The 19319-nt window shown below is 59.1% G+C and carries 19 protein-coding genes; 8 read left to right on the top strand and 11 right to left on the bottom strand.

Translation table 11 applies throughout. The features are described 5' to 3' along the window. Positions 1 to 29: 29 nt before the first annotated feature. From soxB to ABD815_RS11205, 7 genes are all read right to left on the bottom strand, one after another. Positions 30 to 1727, bottom strand: coding sequence for a thiosulfohydrolase SoxB (gene soxB / locus ABD815_RS11235; RefSeq protein ID WP_344847201.1), 1698 nt, complete (start codon positions 1725 to 1727; stop codon positions 30 to 32). Positions 1728 to 1840: 113 nt separating this feature from the next. Continuing rightward, a complete protein-coding gene (soxA, locus tag ABD815_RS11230; protein WP_344847200.1) occupies positions 1841 to 2698 on the bottom strand; it encodes a sulfur oxidation c-type cytochrome SoxA in 858 nt (285 codons plus the stop codon). Between the two features lie 63 nt (positions 2699 to 2761). Then, a complete protein-coding gene (gene soxZ / locus ABD815_RS11225) occupies positions 2762 to 3091 on the bottom strand; it encodes a thiosulfate oxidation carrier complex protein SoxZ (protein ID WP_344847199.1) in 330 nt (109 codons plus the stop codon). Between the two features lie 27 nt (positions 3092 to 3118). Continuing rightward, on the bottom strand, positions 3119 to 3535 hold the full coding sequence (gene soxY / locus ABD815_RS11220) for a thiosulfate oxidation carrier protein SoxY (RefSeq protein ID WP_344847198.1): 417 nt from the start codon (positions 3533 to 3535) through the stop codon (positions 3119 to 3121). Positions 3536 to 3571: 36 nt separating this feature from the next. Beyond that, positions 3572 to 4045: a sulfur oxidation c-type cytochrome SoxX gene (soxX, locus tag ABD815_RS11215; protein ID WP_344847197.1), complete on the bottom strand. Its 474-nt coding sequence runs from the start codon at positions 4043 to 4045 to the stop codon at positions 3572 to 3574. A gap of 164 nt (positions 4046 to 4209) precedes the next feature. Continuing rightward, the gene (locus tag ABD815_RS11210; protein ID WP_344847196.1) at positions 4210 to 4806 is read right to left on the bottom strand and encodes a thioredoxin family protein; all 597 of its coding nucleotides are present in this window, start codon (positions 4804 to 4806) and stop codon (positions 4210 to 4212) included. A 1-nt stretch (position 4807) separates the two neighbouring features. Then, positions 4808 to 5563: a cytochrome c biogenesis CcdA family protein gene (locus tag ABD815_RS11205; protein WP_344847195.1), complete on the bottom strand. Its 756-nt coding sequence runs from the start codon at positions 5561 to 5563 to the stop codon at positions 4808 to 4810. An 85-nt stretch (positions 5564 to 5648) separates the two neighbouring features. Between ABD815_RS11205 and ABD815_RS11200 the strand changes: the two genes are divergently transcribed. Genes ABD815_RS11200 through ABD815_RS11185 form a run of 4 tightly spaced genes read left to right on the top strand, consistent with a single transcriptional unit; the run spans position 5649 to position 8002 of the window. Then, positions 5649 to 6056 carry a hypothetical protein gene (locus tag ABD815_RS11200; protein ID WP_344847194.1) on the top strand — a complete coding sequence of 136 codons (408 nt, stop codon included), beginning with the start codon at positions 5649 to 5651 and terminating at the stop codon, positions 6054 to 6056. A gap of 10 nt (positions 6057 to 6066) precedes the next feature. Then, positions 6067 to 6561 carry a GlcG/HbpS family heme-binding protein gene (locus tag ABD815_RS11195; protein WP_344847193.1) on the top strand — a complete coding sequence of 165 codons (495 nt, stop codon included), beginning with the start codon at positions 6067 to 6069 and terminating at the stop codon, positions 6559 to 6561. 52 nt (positions 6562 to 6613) lie between these two features. Next, a complete protein-coding gene (locus tag ABD815_RS11190; protein ID WP_344848625.1) occupies positions 6614 to 6934 on the top strand; it encodes an ArsR/SmtB family transcription factor in 321 nt (106 codons plus the stop codon). Positions 6935 to 6976: 42 nt separating this feature from the next. Continuing rightward, positions 6977 to 8002, top strand: coding sequence for a YeeE/YedE family protein (locus ABD815_RS11185; RefSeq protein ID WP_344847192.1), 1026 nt, complete (start codon positions 6977 to 6979; stop codon positions 8000 to 8002). A 28-nt stretch (positions 8003 to 8030) separates the two neighbouring features. Here the strand turns inward: ABD815_RS11185 and ABD815_RS11180 are convergent, their stop codons facing one another. Further along, the gene (locus ABD815_RS11180) at positions 8031 to 9287 is read right to left on the bottom strand and encodes a glycerate kinase type-2 family protein (protein ID WP_344847191.1); all 1257 of its coding nucleotides are present in this window, start codon (positions 9285 to 9287) and stop codon (positions 8031 to 8033) included. Between the two features lie 106 nt (positions 9288 to 9393). On the opposite strand from ABD815_RS11180, the gene ABD815_RS11175 reads away from it, so the two are divergent. Together ABD815_RS11175 and selD are read left to right on the top strand one after the other, a co-directional pair. Then, positions 9394 to 9939, top strand: coding sequence for a pyridoxamine 5'-phosphate oxidase family protein (locus ABD815_RS11175; RefSeq protein WP_344847190.1), 546 nt, complete (start codon positions 9394 to 9396; stop codon positions 9937 to 9939). A gap of 8 nt (positions 9940 to 9947) precedes the next feature. Beyond that, positions 9948 to 12128: a selenide, water dikinase SelD gene (selD, locus tag ABD815_RS11170; RefSeq protein ID WP_344847189.1), complete on the top strand. Its 2181-nt coding sequence runs from the start codon at positions 9948 to 9950 to the stop codon at positions 12126 to 12128. A gap of 5 nt (positions 12129 to 12133) precedes the next feature. Here the strand turns inward: selD and mnmH are convergent, their stop codons facing one another. Continuing rightward, positions 12134 to 13183, bottom strand: coding sequence for a tRNA 2-selenouridine(34) synthase MnmH (mnmH, locus tag ABD815_RS11165; RefSeq protein ID WP_344847188.1), 1050 nt, complete (start codon positions 13181 to 13183; stop codon positions 12134 to 12136). 76 nt (positions 13184 to 13259) lie between these two features. Then, a complete protein-coding gene (locus ABD815_RS11160) occupies positions 13260 to 13913 on the bottom strand; it encodes a response regulator transcription factor (RefSeq protein ID WP_344847187.1) in 654 nt (217 codons plus the stop codon). A 234-nt stretch (positions 13914 to 14147) separates the two neighbouring features. Here ABD815_RS11160 and ABD815_RS11155 point away from each other — a divergent pair, with 234 nt between their 5' ends. Together ABD815_RS11155 and ABD815_RS11150 are read left to right on the top strand one after the other, a co-directional pair. After that, complete coding sequence (locus tag ABD815_RS11155; protein WP_344847186.1) at positions 14148 to 16817, top strand: hybrid sensor histidine kinase/response regulator; 2670 nt, start codon at positions 14148 to 14150, stop codon at positions 16815 to 16817. Positions 16818 to 17157: 340 nt separating this feature from the next. After that, positions 17158 to 17319, top strand: a complete 162-nt coding sequence (locus tag ABD815_RS11150) for a hemin uptake protein HemP (RefSeq protein ID WP_344848622.1) — start codon at positions 17158 to 17160, stop codon at positions 17317 to 17319. A 52-nt stretch (positions 17320 to 17371) separates the two neighbouring features. Here the strand turns inward: ABD815_RS11150 and ABD815_RS11145 are convergent, their stop codons facing one another. Beyond that, complete coding sequence (locus tag ABD815_RS11145) at positions 17372 to 19282, bottom strand: beta-galactosidase (RefSeq protein ID WP_344847185.1); 1911 nt, start codon at positions 19280 to 19282, stop codon at positions 17372 to 17374. Positions 19283 to 19319: the final 37 nt, after the last annotated feature.

The following is a 19319-nucleotide window of genomic DNA, read 5'->3' as shown; positions in this document are numbered from 1 at the left end:
CCGCGCGGTCGCGGGACGGCGGTGTTAAATCAGAGGCCGAGGACCTTGACCGTGGTGTTCGGCTCGGCTGAAACGGTTCCCTTGGCACGGATGTAATCTTCGACCACGTCCCAGATCGCCGGCCCTTCGGTGCCCTCATTGACCGATGCCCAGCCCGCGACGACATAGGATTTCGCAGGATCAATGGTCTCGCCGGTTTTCAGCAAGGTGATGTCGGAAATCCGCGACCCTTGGGGTTTGGTGATGTCGATGGTGTACCCAAGGCCGCCCATACGAACCATGTCGCCGCCCTGCTGGTAGTAGGGATCGGGGTTAAAGATGTTATCGGCCACATCTTCCATGATCGTATGAATAAACTCGCCGGTCATTTCCGAACGGTAGGCGTTCGGGTAGGTCATAGAGGTGGCGTTCCAGATATCTTCGCGGGTGATGTTGTCGCCGGGCAAAAGGCTCGGGCCCCACCGCACGCCCGGGCTCATCGCGATGTCTGCCTCACGTTGCTCTAAAAGGGCATCGCAAATCAGGTCGTCCCAGGTGCCGTTGAAATTGCCGCGACGATACAACAGGCTATCGGTCTGGCCGATCACCTCGGACATCGCGCTCTCATACGGCGCACGCTGCTCATCAATCACAGCTGTGACTTCTGCGTCAGGTTCGATCACATCCGAGAAAATCGGGATCAACTTGTGGCGGAAACCCATCATGCGCCCGTCGCGCACGTCGAGGTCGACGCGGGACACGAATTTACCGTTCGAACCAGAGGCCACGACGATCGTTTCCCCCACCAGAACCGGCTCGGGCAGCGCGTCATGGGTGTGGCCGGACAGAATGACGTCGATGCCTTTGACGAGGCTCGCCATCTTTTTGTCTACGTCAAAGCCGTTGTGGGACAGCAGCACAACGAGTTCCGCGCCCTGCCCGCGCACGTCGTCGACGACTTCCTGCATCCGCTCGGTACGGATACCAAAGGAGTATTCAGGGAACATCCAACCCGGGTTCGCAATCGGCATATAGGGGAATGCCTGACCGATGACGGCGATTTTCACGCCGCCGCGCTCGAAGAAGCGGTAGGGTTCGAAATCTTCGGCGGGTTCGTCCCATTCGGCGTCAAAGATGTTCGCGCCGAGCGCGGCAAAAGGCAGGTCTGCCACGATCTCGCGCACGCGGTCGGACCCGAGCGTGAATTCCCAATGGAACGTCATCGCGTCGGGTTTGAGCGCGTTCATAACGTTGACCATATCCTGCCCTTCGGTGTGGTAGCAGGTGTAGGAGCCGTGCCATGTATCGCCACCATCCAGAAGCAATGCGTCGGGACGTGCCGCGCGGATCGATTTGATGACGGTGGACACGCGATCCAATCCGCCAACTTTGCCATAGGCTTCGCCCAATGCCGCGAAATCGCCCGATGACAGCGCGTAGTGGGAGGGCGATCCATCGTCGATGCCATAGAGTTTGCGGAAATCGGCGCCTGTGACGTGAGGCACCTCGCCTTTGTTTCCGCCCACACCGATATTGATCGACGGTTCGCGGAAATAGATCGGCTTCAACTGCGCATGGATATCCGTGACGTGAATGAGGGAGACGTTGCCGAAGGTGTCGAAATCCAGAAGCTGGTCCTGAGTCAGGGACTGCTGCGCGGCAAGGCGCGACCAGTTTCCAAAAGACGACACGCCGGTAAGCGCAGCGGTGGCCATAGAGACCTGAAGAAAATCACGGCGGGACAACATGCGGTTTCGCTCCGTTTGGTCGCGCAAGGGAATATATAAGTTATGCGCGAAATTGAATATATTCGAGTAAAGAAAACCCCACCCTTTTGGAAAAAGGCGGGGCTCTCCAAGATTTAGTTACGGACAGAAGGCCCTTCGACCGACAGACCGTTGCCGCGAGATGCGACGTATAGCTCAAGTGCGATGAACTCAGGAGAGCCCGGAGAGAAAGTCTCTGCACGGGTATCGCGCACGCAGCCTTTGAAGCGGCCTTGTACACCATTGAGCTTGGCGTTTTTCAGACGATAGGTCGGGAAACCATTGATCTGGCCCTGAGACAGGTGGTCGGCGCGGATCAGGTTACCGTAGTTGTCTTCGTGGCAATTCGCACAGGACAGTTCGAGCTGACCATACCGTGTATAGTAGATCTCTTTGCCCTGCTCCCACGTGGATTGTGCGGGGCCATCGATGGCGACATTCACAGGTTTGCCACGTGCCACAGAGGCAATGAGCGCCTCGAGGTTGAGCATGCTGGAACTATCGTATTTCTCTTTTTCCGCACCCATCCGTTCCGTGAGGCAGTCATTGATCTGCATCTGGACCGTGTACACCTGCTCTTTGGCGTCGTTCCATTTGGGATAGGTTGGACGGACATCGGCGAGGCTTTCGGCACCGTCGTGACAATCCGCACAGGACTTACCTTCTGAACCCCAAGCCTTTGCGAACAACTCTTCGCCGACTTCGACGCCGAGCATGCCGGGATTGTCGAAGTCATCCATTTCCATGGCCTGCGTGCCATCCGCACGGAAGCGCCAGCCGGAATAGATTTCATCGAGGCTCCCCTCGAGATGCGCCGGAGCGGCGGTTTGTGTGACGATTGCGATTTCGCCGTTGATCACCAGTTCGTCTTCGTCCGGGTCTGCGACAGCACCGCCTGCGAGAGCAACGGCCGTCATCGCTGCCAGTCCGGCGATGGTTTTGTTAATTTTCATGCGTATTCCTCCCTGGGTGAGCCACGCGCCGCCTTCTGTCGGGCGGCGCGCGAAGCAGCGCTATCAGCCGACGGCGATTGCCGCGGTGTCCTCATAGACGTCGCCGTCATCGTCGTACCAAGTGAACTTGAATTCACCAGCCGCCGGAACGGTTGCGTCGAATTCCATGTATGGGTTCGTCGAAATCGCCGGTTCGAGCGTCACGTCCACCACCATTTCACCATTAAACTCACAGGTGAACCGGTTGATGATCGAGCGCGGGATGATGTTGCCATCGCCGTCCTTGCGCTGACCCGATTCCATGGGGTGCGAGATCAGGGTTTTGATGGTGATCACGTCGCCAGCAGCAGCTGACTTAGGGACCTTAACGCGGGGTTTGACACCAGATGCCATTGTCTTTGTCTCCTTTAAATCAGTCGGTTAGCCGCCACAGCCGCCGATGGTCACTTTGACCGTCGACGAGGTCTGCACGAAAGAACCGTCAGCCATTTTCGCAACCGCAACCACGTCCTGCGTGCCGGCAAGGCGAATGCGGGTCGAAGCGGTTTGCGAGCCTGCGAGTGGGCCGAAGTTAAAGGTGGCCACGCCCGGTGTCGGGTTTCCGGCGGCGAAGATGGCAATGGACACAGCGCCCGGTGCATCGACGGTGATCGGAACGGTGTTACCGTTTTCCGCGATTTCCGGTGCCGTCAAAGTGATCCCGCCCTCGCCTGCCATCTCACCGCCGGTGAAGGCGGCGATGGCGTCGTCGGCTGCGGCACTGGCGCGGAACGGCAGCATCGCGGCAGCCGTGGCACCGAGACCGAGAGCCAGAGCGTCACGTCGTGTGAGTTTCATCTGTTTCTCCTCGTTTTGTCGTAAAGGCGACCGCGATTACTCGTCGGTCAGCGTCATAAGATAGGCAACCACGTCCTCGACCTGCTGGGCCGTCAGAAGCGGTGGCAGTTCACCCGTTGCGGCCTTGCCCGTGTAGGCATCACCCGGGCGCACATAGCCGGCCGTTTTGTAGAACGAAGGCATCATCGAGCCGTCGAACATCATTTTAGCGTTAGCCACGATACCGCGGAGTTCGGCTTCGCTCCAACGCGAGCCTGCGCCGTCAAGCATAGGGCCGATGTTGCCGTGGAAAGGAATATCCGCGTAAGCGTCGGCGCTGTGGCAAGAGACACAATTGCCCAAGCTTTTGCTTGTGACGATATTATACCCCTCTTCCGCGTTGCCTGCCATGCCGGAAAGCGATTCCGCCAAAGCACCGTCCGTGAATTTCACGTCCGCCGGGGCCACTTCGCCCACTGCTGCACCTGCCGTGAGGCCAAGCACAACAAAAGTCGCTGCGATGCGTTTCATGTCTCCTCCCTAAGACTATTTGAACCCTTCAGGGTCCTTCTTACTTTGGCATACCGTAGCGCACCAAATCGAACCGGCGCAAGAACAAATTCAAAAATGAGAATTTTCATATTTCTGTGCAGGTGCAGCATACGAAATTTTGCAAGCGCAGCAGAAATACAGGTCTATTCGCCGACGTCGAGTTTGCCTTGCTCCTGCTGTAGAACCACCTGACGGGCATGGTATTTCTGAAACGGCTCATCGGTTTGGTAGCCATGGTCCAACACCCATCGCATCATGTTGTAGGTGGTGAGACGCCCAAAGGCCCCCGGCACAGATGCGACCGCAGATTGAACTGCGCTCACCCCTTCGGGCACTTCTTCGGGAAAGTAGAGATTCGTTGGCGTGAAAAGCACGTTCCACTTTGACACGGCATCTTTCTCGGACAGAACCTCGCCATCGAAATCGACCACTTCGACGTCGCCGAACATGTTGATCTGGACCACGAAGAAATTGTCTTCGATCATCTTGGTGATCTCGGGATCGGGATAAACCTCTTCGTGCATCTTGGTGCAATAGATACAGCCGCGCTGTTCGATCATGACCAATAGCCGCTTGCCCTCTGCCCCCGCCTCCGCGAGATCCTCGCGCAGGTCTTTGAACGTGTCGCGTTGCCATGACGTTTTGTGCAGCCCGTCGTCGCCCATCTCGAATGCAAGGGCGGGCGTGACTGACAGGGCGAGGATTGCTGTGATGATCGTGCGGCGTGCAAATTTGAGCATTTTACAGACTTCCTTGGGATCCGATTTTGGTGAAGGCGGGGAAGGCATCGAGCATCCACTGGGCGATCAAGTTCACCGAATTGGTGATGATCAGGACAGCGAACAGGATGAGGAACACGCCCATGAGCTTTTCAACTTTTGGCAGATGGCGCCGGAATTTCGATGCGAATTTCAAGAACGGTTTGATAAAGAACGCGGCAACCACAAAGGGGGCGGTCATGCCGATGCCGAAGATGACCATCAGCAAAAGGCCGCGTGCCGCCGTCTCCTCAACCGATGCTGTAAAGACCACCGCCGTGAGGATGCCGCCGACGCAAGGCGTCCATCCCGCGGCGAAGGCCAGTCCAACAACGTAGGACGACCAGACCGTCATGTTGGAGGTGTCGCCTGCGTTCATCTGGAACTGGCGGTTGAGGAACCCGATGCGGATTACCCCGAGAAAATGAAGGCCCATGACAAAGACAACCGCTGCGGCGGCAATCCGGAACAAGTCCTGCTGGGAGCGGAATACCTGTGAAAGCGAGAATGCCGCCGCGCCGAGAAGGACGAAAACGGTGATGATGCCGAGCGAAAACATGGTCGCGGAAATAACCGCGCGGCGGCGCGCGCCCGCTGCCAATTCGCCCTGGGCATTGATTTCCCCCATCGATGTGCCCGCCATATAGGACAGGTAAAAGGGCACAATGGGCAGCACACAGGGAGAGAAGAACACCACAAGCCCGCCCAAAAAGGCCGAGATCAAAGTCACATCCAGCATAAAACCCTCCAAGACATCCGTGCGTGCGCCACATTACATGGTCGCAGCGCGCTTGTGTCATTCACATATTCAAATTATGTTGAGAATGACTGACCCGTCAATCGGTACTCTTATGGATCGCTTCATCCTCTCTCTTGCAGCCGCGCTGTTCGTGCTGTTTTCCACGCCTCTCTGGGCGATGGAATTGGTCATGGCGGAGCGCGACGGCTGCGCCTATTGCGCACGCTGGAACGCAGAGATCGCTCCGATCTACCCCAAGACGCCTGAAGGTGTCTTTGCGCCCCTGCGCCGGATGGACATCTCCGAGCGTCCTGAGGACATCGAATTCGTGTCCCGCCCCTTTCTCACACCGACCTTTGTTCTGGTCGACGCGGGCAAGGAAATCGGGCGGATCGAAGGGTATGGGGGGGACGAGATGTTCTGGGCAATGCTCACGGTCCTCCTGCGCGATCACACCGATTTCGATATCGACGCACTCAACCCAACCAATTGAGGAGTTTACGATGAGAAACCTAATGCTTGCCGCAGCGCTAATTTGTGCTGGCCCCGTTATGGCACAGGACGATGGCGCGTTTGTCGAATTCAAAGTCCTGAAACCCGAGGTTGCCTTGGCAGCCGCTCAGGCGGCGCTGCAAAATTGCCGCGACAACGGATATCAGGTCGGGGTGATGGTGGTCGATCGTTTCGGGCTGCCGCAGGCCTATGTCCGTGACCGCTTTGCAGGCCCACACGTCTTTGAAACCGCCCATCGCAAAGCATGGACTGCAGTGTCGTTTCGCACCGGCACACTCGAGCTCGGCGAGATCACGGCCCCCGGTGAAATGATGTCCGGCATCCGCGACCTCTCCATGCCACTCGCACTCGGTGGGGGGCTTCCAATCGAAGCAGATGGCAGTATAGTGGCGGGAATTGGTGTTTCCGGGGCCCCGGGTCCCGATATTGACCAGGATTGCGCACAAGCAGGCATTGACGCGATTTTCGATGAAATCGCGTTTTAGAGGACAAAAGGTGGATCAGGTGAACTCGCCATTGCCAGTGATCACGCAAGATATGTCCGAGGAGGACATGGACGTGATGATGTCGAACGCGTGCGACGCGTCTCAGCTTTTGAAGGCTTTGTCGCACGAGGGGCGGCTGATGATCCTGTGCCATCTTGTGACCGGCGAAAAATCCGTCACGGAACTCGAAGAGCTTTTGTCTGCCCGCCAAGCGGCGGTGAGCCAGCAATTGGCCCGCCTGCGTCTGGAGGGTCTGGTCACGCCGCGCCGTGACGGAAAGGCAATCTACTACTCCTTGACGGACGACCGCCCGCGTCGCATCCTCGAAGTCATCTACGACATGTTTTGTTCGGTGGATGGCGGGAAAGCGTAGAACCGATTAGGTCGGCGCTTCTCCTGTTTGTGGGAGGAATTCGTGATTGATACTATTGGACCCGGCGCGTTTGCCGCGCTCATTGGCCTGTGCGGCGGCTTGATCCTCGGTCTCGCTGCGCGACTGGGCCGGTTCTGTTCTATGGGTGCAATCGAGGACGCCCTCTATCAGGGTTCGGATGCGCGCGCGCGCCAATGGGGGATTGCGATCGGCATCTCGCTACTCGGCACAGGAGTGTTATCGGCATTCGGGTTCTTTGCGCCGCTCGAGACGATTTATGCGTCACTGAAATGGTATCCGCTCGCATCGATCATCGGGGGTTTGATGTTCGGCTATGGCATGGCCATGGCTGGAAACTGCGGTTTTGGCGCTTTGGCGCGCCTTGGCGGCGGTGATCTGCGCAACTTTGTCATCGTCACAGTGATGGGGCTGGCCACCTATATGACCCTGAACGGGCCATTGGCCGAACTGCGCGTCATGCTCTTCCCACCTGCCCCTTCCGAGGCGCCTGCGTCATTGATCAGGTTCGGCATCTCTCCCCTGATAGCGGGCATTCTGGTTTTGGCGATCACCCTGTCATCGCGCGCCTTCTGGTCGGAGCGCAGGCTGATTGGTTGGGGGGTTCTCGTCGGGCTCGCTATTGTGTCGGGTTGGGCAGGCACGTCATGGGTGTCGATGGCATCTTTTGAGGCAGAGCCGGTTTCCTCGCACACCTTTGCAGCCCCGATTGGCGACAGCATGTTCTACCTGATGACCTCATCCGCTTCGACGTTGAACTTCGGGGTCGGCTCTGTCGCGGGCGTCCTTGGCGGGGCAGCCATCGGGTCACTGATCAAGGGCCATTTCCGGTGGGAAGCCTGCGAAGACCCGCGCGAATTGAAACGCCAGATCGCGGGTGCTGCCCTGATGGGCGTGGGGGCGGTACTGGCCTTCGGGTGCACGGTCGGCCAAGGCCTCTCGGCGCTCTCCGTGCTCGCCTTTTCGGCCCCCGTTACCATCATCGCGATCATTGCAGGCGCGGCGCTGGGTTTGCGGCAACTGATCTCCGGGTTTTCACTCGCGCGCTAGGCCCGACTTGCGCGGTCGGTACGTTATGTCAGGGTATAATCATTACCTGTAAATCCGCGACATTCGTGCCCGTCGCCCCGATGATCAACAAATCTCCCGCAGCCTGCAACCCGTGGTAGGCGTCGTTTCGCGACAGCACGTCGGTGATGTCAGTGCCCGCCTCACGCATCCGGTTCAGCGTGCCACCATCGACAATTCCACCCGCGGCATCTGTGGGGCCGTCGCGACCATCGGTACCGCCCGAGAGGAACACAAAGTCCTTCAGACCACGCGCCTGCGCCAATTCCGCAACCCGTAGCGCCAACTCCTGATTGCGCCCGCCGAGCCCGTCACCCACAACCCGCACCGTGGTTTCGCCACCAAAGAGGTAAATCCCCGGCGCGCACGCCGTGTCGAGGATCGTCGCCGCCGCGTCCCCCACATCGCCTTCAAGCGGGACAGGGTCCACCTGTACATTTGCATCCCCGCCCGTCGCGGCACGCGCCATGGCCGCAACCGAAAGCTTATTGGAACCGACCAATGTGATCTCACTCTCGGGAAGTGGCCCGAGGTCGTGCGCGGGCTTTGACAGGAACGCTGCCACACGCGCGGGCACCTTTTCCCACACCCCGAAATCACGCAGCACTTGTGCCGCGTCGGCGCGCGTTCCAATTGGCGAAACCGTTGGCCCCGACGCAATTGCGCGCAGGTCATCGGAAACCACATCCGACAAAACCAATGTCGTCACACGCGCAGGGGCGGCGGCGCGCAGAAAGCCCCCGCCTTTGAGGCGCGAAAGTTGTTGGCGAACGAGGTTCATGGTGACGATATCGGCCCCGCAGGCCAAAAGCAGTCGGTTCACCTGCGCCTTTTCCTCGAGCGATATGCCACTCACCGGCGCGGGAAGCAGCGCCGAGCCACCACCGGAAATCAACGCGATTACATCGCCCTTTGCATGGGCCAGAACCTCTTCCACGCGCAGCGCCGCTCGTGCGCCTTCGGCGTCAGGGACAGGATGCGCGGCGGCGCGCACTTCGGCCCCTTCCAAGGGACGCGCGTTTTCGTAGTTGGTGACCACCACAACCGTGCGGGCATCGACATGTTTCATCGCCGCCTCGGCCATCGTGCGGGCGGCTTTGCCCACTGCAATAATTACCGGATCATCGAACCTTCGACCCTTTAGGGCCAATTCAACGGCCTCGGCCGGATCGGCCGCGGCAACGCCTGCGAGGAATATGTCGCGGGCCTTTTCGCGCAGGTCGCCACCGTGGGACGGATGGCTTTGGGGTGTGTTTTCTTCGGTCATGCACCTTTCCTGCCACGCGCACGTCGATGGGTCCAGAGCTCTTGCCAACGGCACGCGTCCGCGTCACCTTCTCCTCATGGAAATAGCACAAAATCCGCCCTGGACGATGGACCTCGACCAGTTTCGCGCAGCGGCGTGGTCGGCGCTGTTGCCGCAGGCCATTAGTGACCGGATCGACGCCCGTTTGGCCATGCTGGCCACCGTTGACGGTACCGGCGCACCGCAGGCACGCGGCGTGGTTATTCGCAGCGTTGATCCCGCGCGTGCGACGGTCGATGTATTTACCGATGCGGCAACGCAAAAATGCACCGAAATCATAGCGAACCCGCATGTCGCAATGACCCTTTGGCGGGAGGATGTGTTGCTGCAAATCCGTCTCAGTGGCACCATGGAAATGATCGAAGGCAAACAGGCACGCGCCGCATGGGACGGCCTGCCGGATCGCGCCCTGCCTGACTACGGCGTGACACCCCCGCCCGCCACCACCATCCCTGCCCCCGATGCCTACCGCCGGTCACCGAATGCTGCACGATTTGCGATCCTGCGGCTCACCGTCGCGTCGATGGATGTTGTGAGCTTGCACCGCCCCTGCCATACCCGCGCGCATTACTGGCGCGCGAATGATTTCGCCGGTGAATGGCGCGCACCCTAGGGGACCCAATGGAAACCATCCCACTCACCCGCGAGATCGTCCTCATTGGCGGCGGACATACCCATGCGTTGGTCCTGAAACGCTGGGGCATGAAACCGCTTGCGGGCGCGCGACTGACAGTTATCAACCCCGGCCCCGTGGCGGCCTATTCGGGAATGCTTCCGGGGTTTGTTGCGGGTCATTACGCGCGCGACGATCTGGAACTCGATCTGGTGCGACTGGCGAGGTTTGCAGGAGCGCGTCTGGTAATGGGGCGCGCAACGGGCATTGATCGCGTGCAAAAACGGATCCAGATCGAAGGCCGCCCGCCCCTGCAATATGACGTGGCCTCCATCGATATTGGCATCACGTCTTCCATGCCTGACCTTTCCGGGTTCGAAGACTTCGGTGTCGCCGCAAAGCCGCTCGAAAACTTCGCCACCCGTTGGGCAGAGTTTCTGACGCAGGCCCAATCGGGTGCAACGCCGCCCCTCCCCGTCGTCATAGGTGGGGGTGTGGCCGGCGCCGAGATTGCGATGGCCATGGCGCATGCGCTGCGCGACGTTGCACGCGCAGGGGTCACGCTCATCGACCGCTCAGAAATTCTGACAGAAATGCGCAGTGGGACACGACGCGCAATGCTCAAAAAGATGAGCGACCTACAGGTGACCATCCTGTCCAATTCGTCGGTGACGGCCGTGGAAGACGGGGCGGTCGTTCTATCGGATGGGCGCAGGGTTGCGTCGGGATTTACGTTAGGGGCGGCGGGCGCGCGACCCTACGAATGGCTCGCGCAGACCGGTCTCGATCTGGACCATGGGTTTGTGTCGGTGGGCCCGACCCTGCAAACCAGCGATCCATCGATCTTCGCGGTCGGTGACTGCGCACACCTTAGCCACGCGCCCCGTCCCAAAGCGGGCGTTTTTGCCGTGCGGCAAGCACCCGTGCTGTTCGACAACCTGCGTATTCTGGTGACCAGCGATCCCGAAAACACGGCGCTGCGCCGCTACCATCCACAGTCGGACTATCTCAAACTCATATCGCTGGGCGCAAAATCTGCGCTCGCAGATAAGAACGGCGTGCGCCTGTCGGGGTCGATGATGTGGCGTTGGAAAAACGCCATCGACCAGAAATTCATGTCCAAGCTAAGGGACCTCGCGCCGATGCCGCCTGCCCCCCTGCCCCAACGCGTGGCTGCGGGGGTGCGTGAGGAAGTGTCTGGCAAAAACCCGATGTGCGGCGCCTGTGGAGCCAAGGTGGGCGGTGACATTTTGACCAAGGCTCTTGCAGGCGCCTCAGAGTTTTCGCGTGCAGATGTCGAAAGCCTGCCCGGAGATGATGCCGCGGTTCTCGTGCATGGGAACATGCGGCAGGTGATCAGCGTCGACCATCTGCGCGGTTTTGTGGCCGATCCCGTTCTCATGGCGCGCATCACCGCCATTCACGCACTGGGGGATGTTTGGGCGATGGGCGCCGCGCCGCAATCGGCGCTGAGCACGATCACCTTGCCGCGCATGACCCCTTCCCTGCAGGAGGGCTGGTTGCGGGAAATCAATCAGGCCGCGCGCGGAGTTTTCGAATCCGAAGGGGCAGAAATCATCGGCGGCCATACGACCATGGGCGCTGAGCTATCCATCGGGTTCACGGTCACGGGCCTGACGGATCGCGCTATCACCTTGGCAGGTGCAAAGCCCGGAGATCGATTGATTTTGACCAAACCGCTGGGCACAGGCGTTCTTTTGGCCGGTGAAATGATTTTGCAGGCCCGCGGACAGGATGTGGCCCACGCCTATGCATCCATGGCCCAAAGTTCGGGACCTGCGTCGCGGATTTTGAAAGACGCACATGCGATGACCGATGTCACCGGTTTCGGGTTGGCCGGTCATCTGCTCGGCATCTGCCGCGCGTCGGGTGTCGGGGCCGAATTGGCTTTGGAATCTATTCCGCTTCTGGACGGGGCAATGGACCTCGCACAAAGCGGCATTCGATCCACGATTTACGCCGCCAACCGCGTCTATGCGCACCAAGTCGACGGACCAGAAAGCGCATTGGCGGGTCTGCTCTACGACCCGCAGACGGCCGGTGGTCTCCTAGCGGCGGTATCACCAGACGAAGCGGAGGCCACTTTGGCGCGTCTTCGCGATGCGGGATACACTGCGGCACTGGTCGGGGTGATCACCGAGGGACCGGCGACCCTACGCGTTGTGTGAGCGGCCTACAGGGCCTCCATGAGCAACATGATTTGCCCGGCAGCGTCGTCACGCGCCGGCACGCCCAGATCGCATAGATCGAGCGTCGCGGCGATATCCGCATCATGGCGCGCGCGCGATTTCGCGTAGCGCGGGTCATAGTGGAACGCCATCAATGCGCCGGCCAGTTCGACAAACTCGCCGGTTCTAGCCATTTCTGACCACATATCGACGCGTTCATAACCTTGGAGCGGAACCAGTTTTTGCAGCATTCGCTCGAGTTCATGCGCGTCCACCACGAGGTCGGAATAGGCCTCTGACAAATAGCGCGCCCGCGAGGAAAGAGGTGCGGTGACATTGATACGGGGGGCGGCGCACATCTGTTTCCACACGGAGGCGGGCACAGAGCGGTCGCCGATCCGGCTGCTTTCGGCCTCCACGAGAACCGGACGCGCCGGATCGAGTTTCGCAAGCGCGACCGCCAAGTCGCTTTCAAACGTCTTCTGGGGGGGCTGCAGCCCCAAGGTCCCAAATATCGAGCCCCGATGTCGCGCAATCCCTTCGAGGTCGAGAACCTGCCCGCCCCGCGCGGCGACGCGGTGGATCAGGTCGGTTTTCGCCGTGCCTGTGAAACCGTCAAGCAGGACGAACCGGTGCGCAAGTTCGGTGTCGTGCAGCGCGCCGTTCACGAGCCTGCGCCAACTGCGATACCCCCCCTCGATAACATCGACGCGCCAGCCGATCTGCGTCAGGACGGTCGCGAAAGCATTGGATCGTTGCCCACCCCGCCAACAATACACCAAGGGACGCCACTTCCCGTCATACTCGCCCAGACGTTCTTCGATGTGTTTGGCCGTGTTGCGGGCAACCAATGCCGCGCCGATTTTGCGCGCAAGGAAGGGCGATTCCTGTTTGTAGATTGTGCCGACCCGAATGCGCTCTGCGTCATCCAGAACGGGCAAATTGATGGCCCCCGGCAAATGGTCCTGCGCAAACTCGCAGGGTGCGCGCACATCAATAATCGTGTCGTAATCCGCGCGCAAAACGTCATCGATGGAGGAAAAACTCTTTGCCATAACGCATTGTAACCCCCCGCAAACCGCTGCGACAGGGGCTTTCTTGTCTCACCAGACGCGTTGAGATGTCGACTATCTAGATCAGGGCCCTTTGTCGGGCGATCATCGCGGCATGGGCGCGGTTTTTGGCATCAAGCTTTATGCAGATGGCGCGCATCTTCATCTTGATCGCGACTTCGGTGCTCTGGGTCGCAGTGGCGATTTCACGGTTGGTTTTGCCTTCCGACACCGCCTGCAGGATTGTGCGCTCACGACCGTCGAGTGTGATCTCTGCGCCTTTATTGCGGGCGGGCAAATCAGGGGGGAGAACGATATTCCCAGCGGCGACATGGCGCAAAGTTGCCGCGAGGCTTTGGACAGGTTGCCCTTTTGAAATGAAGCCACGTGCGCCGAGGTCCACGGCGCTATGCACGAAGGACGCATCGACAGTGCCGGAGAAAACGATCACGGCCGTCTCGGGGGACAGTTCCACGACGTTTCGCACCGAGGACAGTCCCTCCATACCGGGCATCGCGATGTCGAGCATGAGGATATCAACGCCACCGCCGGATAGCGCGGCAAGCGTATCGTCCAAGGTTGCGCATAGCGCGACCGTGAAATCATCGGAGGTTTCCAGCACAATGCGCAGAGCATCGGCGATCAGAGAGTGGTCATCGGCGATCAGGACAGACAGCTTCACCGGCCCGCGTTGCGCGGCCCCACTTTGACTGTCAGTTCTGTCCTTCGTCATTGGAAACGACCCTTTTTGTGCTTCATTTCCACGCCCCGATGGTTTGTGAAAGCCCCACCTAACGTCACACGCGCCAATTAAAAAACGAAAAACATTCTCACCTTGGCATTTTTACGCCAAGGTTCAACGATTGATCACGGCTGCAGCATTGTCGCACATTTTTGGCGCGCGCGGTTCGATTTTCGCGAAGCTATGCAGTATATAACCTGCTGTGGGTCTCAAAGAAGGGGCGCAATGAAAGTATTTGGGCTCAGCAAAGCGCCCCGAAGTCGGACAGAAAACCGCCAGCGTGTTTTCGTGGCCGGCTTCCTGTCGCTCGCGGTGACGCTGACCCTGCTGGTTATGTCGCTCTTTCTGTCCAACCGCGTGCATGAACTGTCGCGTGCGCAATCCGAAAACGGGGCGTGGGGGCGCATCCAGACGCACGTCGATTTCCAATCCTTTCAAGTCGCTTTGGCAAATGCCTGCATCGAGATGCAGGACACCGGTCTGGTATCGGATGACACACGCCGCGAGGTCATCAAAAGGTTCGATGTTTTCTACTCGCGCGTCGATGTGATCGTGGTCTGGGCCAAACGCACGGACCTATTTCAATTCGAGGAACCGCTCGCGCAGATTACTGCGTTCCGCGAAGCGGTCGCGCGCACGTTCGACACCTCGCCCCCGCAAACAGCGCAGGATTACGCCACGCTTAAAGGCATGAGCGATGCGATTGCGCCCGCTGTTCGTGATTTTACCGTTTCGAGCATGCTCAGCTTTGTAGAGCTTCGCGAAAGCCACCGCACAGGTCTCTATGAATCACTGCGTTGGTATCTGAACGTTTCTTTGGGAACGATGTGCCTGACCACTCTCATCACCCTTTTCATGGCGCTTCTGTGGCGCCAGATTGATCGCCACGCCCGCCATCAGGAGCGCATCAGCTCATACCTCGACGACCTAGTGGAGGCATCGCAAGACGCGGTTTTCGTTCTGGATGCCGAACTGCGGGTGGCAGATTTCAATGCGCGCGCCGAAGAGATGTTTGGCACGCCGCGGGCAGAAGCGCTCGGCAAACCCGCAGTGGAGACGTTCACTCCAATCCGCTGGCACACGGTGTTCAAACGCCGGTTGACGCACCTTATGGAAATGGAACCGCAAAACAGGAATTCGATCCGCGGATTTCGCCGTACTCCCGTGCGCGCACAGCGCAAGAGTGGCGAAATCTTTGCAGGCGAATTAACGGTTCTGCGGGAAAGTGGACCGGATGGTGAACCGATACTGATGTGCTTTCTGCGCGATATGAGCGACGAAATCGCCGCGCGGCGCGATGTGCGCGATGCGCTGCGGCGCGCACGCTCGGACGCCAATGCCAAGGCACGGTTCCTTGCAACCATGAGCCATGAAATGCGCACGCCCCTGCATAGTGTGATAGCAGCGCTGGATTTGGCCGATCCATCTCGTGATCCGGCCGAAACCAAGACCTATCTGCGCCTCGCGCGCGATGCTGCGGATACGGCTCTCATGCAGATCGAAGACGTGCTCGACGTCGCAAAGCACGACAATGCGGTTGAACTAGAACGTCCCGAAACCTTTAATCCCAAGGCAGCATTGCAGGGCGTTTGTGATCAATTGGAGGCGCTTGCAGAGGCAAGAAGAAACCAGATCACGCTCAAATGGCAGGGCCCCGACGAAATCACCGGCCTGCGCCGATCCTTTGTAAAAGCCTTCTACAACCTTGTTTCCAATGCGATAAAATTTACCGAAGACGGTCAGATTTCGGTAAGCGGCACACAAATCGAAGGCGCGGACGGCGCGCAGATCGAAATCCGTGTTGCCGATACGGGCATCGGAATCGCGGCGCAGGATCGCGAGAAGATTTTCGAGGAGTTCTTTTCAGGCACGGGCACCAATACGTCAATTTTGGGAACAGGTCTCGGGCTCGGGATTGTGAAGAGAGCCGTGAACGCTATGCAAGGTTCTATCAGCATCGACTCCACGCTCGGTGAAGGGTCAATTTTCGTGGTCCGCTTGCCCGTGTCGCTTTCCAGCATATTAAGCGCGGATGACGCGGGCACGGAAGTTCACGTCGCACCGCACGTTGCCCCCTCGCTATCGCAACAAAACCACCAAGACATGGCCGCCTCCCTCGCAGCCCTTCTGCGCCCCTCCTCCGACAAAGTCACGCGGCGCGCATTGGTGATCGAAGACCATCCTCTCAACCGCAACCTGGTCTGCACGATGATGGATAGATTGGGCTATCAGGTCGACGGCGCGCAGGACGGGATCGAAGCGCTCAAAATCTGCTACACGACGGCCTATGACGTGATCCTGACCGATCTCAACATGCCGAACCTGACGGGCGTTGATACAGCGGCCTGCATTCGACTGACACCAATGTGCAAAGACGCCTGTATTGTTGCCGTCACTGCGCATACGCCAATTCAACCCCATGAGCAGCTCCGCCTGTTCGAGGCCGGCATTGACGGCATTATCCAAAAACCGTTCACGCGCGAAACGCTGTGTCAGCAGCTCGATGACATTATTGCCGACCATGACGATGCGCTCGCGCTGCCGCGCCCGGGGAGCTATGGCTTACCCGGCACTCTGCCCACGGAACTTGTGGGGGCTGAAGGGGTGGAACTGCTGAACCAGACACGTGCCGATGTTGACGCTGTTCGGGACGCCTTGACGTCCATTCTTCGCGCGCCGGAGGGGGCGGATTGGAAAACATTCGAACAGGATGCCCACCGAACGACGGGTGCGTTCATGTTCCTCGGATTTTCCAACGCCGCTGCGACGTTTTCCGAAATCGAACACTCGGTTCGGCTGCGCGACACGGAGCGGCTCAAGGGGCTTTTGTGTTTGTTGGACCTTTTGAGCGACACCCTGGCGAAGGGCGATCTACACGCCATGCAATCCCCATGACCTGACGCCTCGGGCATAATTGTGGGGATTGTTCTGGCGACCTGTTCGAACGAACGTGTTTTCTTTCGCTTGATCCGTTGGTGGGGTGTATTTCTGGCAATTTTGGAACGTGACGTCGCGCAGGAACGCTCGGGCTCCATCCATACTTGACAAAAACTATCGGGTTACTTATGCCGAACCCACTCAGAGCCAAAATGGCCACGCCTCACGGCAAAACGCACATCAGCCAGCGCAGGCATAATTAGCCGCGCAGCCAACCCACAATCATTCACATCTTTGAACCCAACCGCGCACCCGCGGGAAGGCCAACATGTCTGAAGATATCCGCAAGGCACTCGAAATGAACGCACAACTGCCCGTCACCCCGCTCGAATCCGGATCAGAAACACCGATCAACGCACGCTCCCTGATTGGACAAGGCATGACATGCCAAATCGATCTCGACGGGCAAATCTATACCCTGCGGATTACGCGTGCGGGCAAACTTATCCTGACAAAATAGGCAGGGCACCAATTGGGGGGCGCGACACACCATTGCCGCGCCAACTTCCGGATCAAAGAGTGCGCATGATGAGGGATGCCGGTTCGATTTCTCCCGCCTCGGTCTGGACCGCATGCGCGTTGTAATTGAACCAGAATTCCTGCGATTGCGTGCGCCGTACACGAACCCCGACGGGCAAAGACCGCGTCACCATGTCCACCTGTGCTGCGACGATTGAGATCAGGCGGTCCCAGCCCTCATCATCCAGCCAGGCCGCGCAATACATCAAGTTACCGTTTTGCACCGCGACAGGCGCGCCTGCGCTGTCCTCTAGCACCGGCTCATGCTCTGACGCGATGGTTTCGAGGTATCCGACTGCATTTCCCCCACCCTCCAGAGCAACCGGACAATCGGAGCGCAGGGATTGGACGCGTGTGACTGTGACCTGTAGCGCATCCAATGACGGCGGAAGGGGGGTGGGAATTTCAAAGTCGATGGTGCGCGCGGCCGTACGTGGACCGAGTACAACGACGCATTTTGCCTCTTCCAAAGCGGTGCGCAAATCGTCAGGCAAGTGCATCAGGCCCGGAGCGAAGACTGCCTTGTAATCTGAGAAATCTCGCGTCGATGGCCCAACAATATCAATGTTCAAACCGGCGCGGCGCAGCGCGCGATATTGCGCCAAGACCAAGCCAAAGTAGCTTAGCCCCTGCCCGTGCGGCTGCACAGCCCAGGCCCATTCGGCGTCATAATCGAAAACCAATGCCACATCGGCCACATTGCCTTCGACTTTGGGGGCCGATGCCAGTTCGTTGGCAACCTGACGCACTTCGCGCAGACCTTCGGCTTCCGAGCTGTCGGGACGCAGAAGGCCCGAATGCATTTGTTCCTGTGCGAAGGGTGCTTGGCGCCAGCGGAAATAGCACACTGCTTCGGCGCCATGTGCAAAGGCCTCCCAACTCCACAACCGCACCATTCCGGGCAAGGGCGCGGGGTTATGAGGCGCCCAGTTTACCGGTCCCGGTTGTTGTTCCATGATCCACCATCGGCCGCGGCCAACCGCGCGATAGAGATCGTGGTGAAAGGCCTGAAAGTCAGCGTCCCCTTGGCGCGCAAAGGCCTGTTTATACTCCGGCGCGGCCACGACACGGTCCTCCAGAAATCCGAGCGGATAGCTGTCCCATGTCGCGATTTCCATGTCCGCACCGAGCGCGTAGTGGTCGAAATCCGTGACCTGCCCCATGTAGTTGTGGCTGATCGGCGCTTTGGAATATTTGCGGATTTCTTCGAGCTGGACGCGATTGAATTCGCGCACCTGATCCGATGAGAACCGCCGGAAGGCTAGCGCATGTGCGGGGTTTGGATCGGTCACCGTGAGATTGGGCAGGCCGATTTGATCGAAGCGGTTATACTCCATAGACCAGAACACATTACCCCACGCCTCGTTCAGGGCCTCGATGTCGCCATATCGCGCCTCGAGCCAGCGTTGAAATGCGCGACAGGCTGCGTCGGAATACGAGACCGTGGTGTCGTGACATCCGTACTCATTGTCGGTTTGCCACGCAGCCACGGACGCGCCGAACCGTTTTGCCAGAATAGCGGTGATCCGGCGGCTTTCCTCGATATAACCTTCGTGGCTAAAGCAATAATGGCGGCGTGATCCAAATGCGCGAGGGCGTCCTTGTTCGTCCACGGCGAGCATGTCCGGGTGCTTGTCGACCACCCAGCGCGGCGGTGTCGCGGTTGGCGTTCCGAGCACGACCTTGAGCCCCGCTTCATTGAGAATTTCAATGGCTTTTTCCAGCCAATCCAGCTGTAAATCGCCGGGCCGGGGTTCGAGCCGCGACCACGCAAACTCACCAATGCGCACCCATGTGAGGCCGCTTTCGGCCATCATTCGCGCGTCCGCTTCCCACCGCTCCTGCGGCCAATGTTCGGGGTAGTAACAAGTCCCGAGTGCGCGCGGAAGGCCAACATGGGTCATGCGAATTCACCTGTGGTTTGGTTGGTGTTTGTCAAAG

Origin of the sequence: Celeribacter arenosi (assembly GCF_039539485.1) — a bacterium.
GTDB lineage: Bacteria > Pseudomonadota > Alphaproteobacteria > Rhodobacterales > Rhodobacteraceae > Celeribacter > Celeribacter arenosi.
The sequence above is the reverse complement of the archived record's forward strand: the minus strand, read 5'-3'. Positions and strand labels throughout refer to the sequence as shown.